This is a genomic window from Salinivibrio sp. MA427 (assembly GCF_001996115.1).
GTDB lineage: Bacteria > Pseudomonadota > Gammaproteobacteria > Enterobacterales > Vibrionaceae > Salinivibrio > Salinivibrio costicola.
On record NZ_MUFH01000442.1, the window covers coordinates 1 to 1564 of the forward strand.

2 protein-coding genes and 1 pseudogene are annotated in these 1564 nt (G+C 48.0%); all 3 read left to right on the plus strand.

Annotated elements, in window-relative coordinates; translation table 11 throughout:
* Window positions 1-99: 99 nt before the first annotated feature.
* Window positions 100-160: pseudogene (locus tag BZG79_RS16970) on the plus strand (hypothetical protein); the annotation flags it as partial.
* Between the two features lie 60 nt (window positions 161-220).
* On the plus strand, window positions 221-1048 hold the full coding sequence (locus tag BZG79_RS16855; protein WP_242414222.1) for an RHS repeat-associated core domain-containing protein: 828 nt from the start codon (window positions 221-223) through the stop codon (window positions 1046-1048).
* Between the two features lie 3 nt (window positions 1049-1051).
* On the plus strand, window positions 1052-1492 hold the full coding sequence (locus BZG79_RS15425; protein WP_077774848.1) for a hypothetical protein: 441 nt from the start codon (window positions 1052-1054) through the stop codon (window positions 1490-1492).
* Window positions 1493-1564: the final 72 nt, after the last annotated feature.

Consider the following 1564-nt stretch of genomic DNA (forward strand, 5'->3'; position numbering starts at 1 on the left):
CCGGAGGTGTCCACTTTTATGATGCCTCCAATACACTGCGTGCAGTACCAAATACGCTGCCATGACCGCGGAGGGCGTGTACTAGACGCCCTTAACCCACATTGAACTGCCCAACGGYACGCGGTATCGCTACCGCTACGACCCGTTTGGGCGACGYATCGCCAAAGAATGTGCGCACAGCGACACACAAACCCACTACCTGTGGGACGGCGCGCACATCGTGCAGCAGCAACAGGCCACGGCTGATGGGCAGGTGTTGCAACAAACCGAATACCTCTACGAGCCCGGCAGCTTCCGCCCGATGGCGCAAGTGACCCACCATAATCAAGGTAGCGAACTGCATTACATCGTGACCGACCACGCGGGCACACCGCAAGAGCTGTGTAATGAACAAGGTGATATTGTCTGGCGGGGAGAGCAAGCGCTATGGGGCCATTACCACGGGCAATCACAACGGCACTGGCAACGACGCGAAGAAGCGGCCAACGACAGCATACAGTGTGACCTTCGCTACCAAGGGCAAATCGAAGACTCGGAATCGGGCCTTTACTATAACGTAAACCGTTATTACGATGCAGACAGTGGCCAGTATCTTAGCCCCGACCCAATAGGGTTTGCGGGTGGATTAAGGCCGCAGGCCTATGTTGTCAACCCACTAGAGTGGGTGGATCCGTTGGGGCTGGCGGGTGCTGCTCATGGTAGTGAGAGCGAAGATGTTGCAAAGGGAACACCTAGCGGTGGCTCTCCTGCTTTAATTGGAGACCCATACCACCCTGACATTGTTGCTACTCGCCAAAGGGATTGGCAGAAAGCTTATGGAGGCTTTGATCCCAAAGCTGCAGCCGCAGACTTGGGTTACGCTCAACGAATACCACCACAAAAAGCACCATTTAACTCGCATGGTCAACCCGTGTTTTCTAACGGAAAAAGCTATATTTCACCGGATGTTGATGGTCATAACGTAACCAATGGCTGGAAAATGTTCGATAGGAAAGGTAGAAGAACTGGAACTTGGAATTCCGATTTATCAAAACGTTTGAAGGACTGATTTATGACAAGCTTTTCTATTATTTTGAGTAAAGAAAAATTTGAATATGAAGGTGAATGGGTAGCATCTGGTTCGTTGAAAGTTGGAAGTCTTACTGAGGACTTCCATGCATCTTTGTCTTATTGGGATAGGGAAAAATACCTATCCCAATGGAAAGAAGCGCTAAATCGGTTGCTTAGAGGTGAGAGTCGATCAGCCATTGTAACTACAATGTATGACCCGCAAACAGCCAACTTTATATTATGGTGGGTGATGTATTTAATTGGAGGTAATGTTTATGTCCAAAATCATGTACTCTTTCTAGACGAACTGACACGGCCATTTGATGAACAAAATTTGTATAGCTTTATTCCAGATCGTGAAGAATACACAGAGGAAGGAGAGCTTATTTCGGAGTGGGTCATAAAAATAACAGATATCAAACGATGCATTTCGTTCCTATAATCAATATTTTATAAATAGAGAGGTTCATTTTTTGCGTTGAACTTTCAGTTTGAGAGGGCGCTGGCGGATCCC

Coding starts and splice junctions, on each gene's coding strand:
- BZG79_RS15425 (WP_077774848.1), top strand. CDS start 1,052: ATGACAAGCTTTTCTATTATTTTGAGTAAAGAAAAATTTGAATATGAA.